This window comes from Megasphaera jansseni, assembly GCF_047974155.1.
Taxonomy (GTDB): Bacteria; Bacillota; Negativicutes; order Veillonellales; family Megasphaeraceae; genus Megasphaera.
The window spans coordinates 1-1,059 of sequence record NZ_JBHYRR010000070.1 but is presented as its reverse complement, the minus strand read 5'-3'; the positions used below and the strand labels follow the sequence as shown (position 1 = coordinate 1,059).

Here is a 1,059-nt window from a genome sequence, read left to right as displayed (position 1 = left end):
AATGAGAAACCTCATCTCTAGGCTGGTTTCACGCTTAGATGCTTTCAGCGTTTATCCGTCCCCGACGTAGCTACCCAGCTGCACGGCTGGCGCCATGACTGGTACACCATTGGTCGGTCCACTCCGGTCCTCTCGTACTAGGAGCAGCCCCTTTCAAGTTTCTTACGCCCGCGATGGATAGGGACCGAACTGTCTCACGACGTTCTGAACCCAGCTCGCGTACCACTTTAATGGGCGAACAGCCCAACCCTTGGGACCTACTTCAGCCCCAGGATGTGATGAGCCGACATCGAGGTGCCAAACCTCCCCGTCGATATGGACTCTTGGGAGAGATAAGCCTGTTATCCCCAGGGTAGCTTTTATCCGTTGAGCGATGGCAATTCCACTCTCTACCACCGGATCACTAAGCCCGACTTTCGTCCCTGCTCGACCTGTCCGTCTCGCAGTCAAGCTCCCTTCTGCCTTTGCACTCTTCGCGCGGTTTCCGTCCGCGCTGAGGGAACCTTTGGGCGCCTCCGTTACTCTTTCGGAGGCGACCGCCCCAGTCAAACTGCCCGCCTGAGACTGTCCGCAAGCTCGTTACGCTTCTCGTTAGAATTCCAATAAAACAAGGTTGGTATCCCACCAGCGGCTCCATGAATACTGGCGTACTCATCTCTCAGCCTCCCAACTATCCTGTACATCTCTTACCGGAATCCAATCTCAGGTTACAGTAAAGCTCCATGGGGTCTTTCTGTCCAGTCGCGGGTAACCTGCATCTTCACAGGTACTTCAATTTCACCGGGTCCCTCGTTGAGACAGTGCCCAAATCGTTACACCTTTCGTGCGGGTCGGAACTTACCCGACAAGGAATTTCGCTACCTTAGGACCGTTATAGTTACGGCCGCCGTTTACTGGGGCTTCAATTCACTGCTTCGCTTGCGCTAACACTTCCTCTTAACCTTCCAGCACCGGGCAGGTGTCAGCATCTATACATCAGCTTTCGCTTTAGCAGACGCCTGTGTTTGTGGTAAACAGTCGCTTGGGCCTCTCTTCTGCCACCCATCTCCGCTCCATGCG

General features: G+C 54.6%; 1 rRNA gene. It reads right to left on the bottom strand.

The features are described 5' to 3' along the window. Positions 1-1,059, bottom strand: a 23S ribosomal RNA gene (locus ACE418_RS13430); the annotation flags it as partial.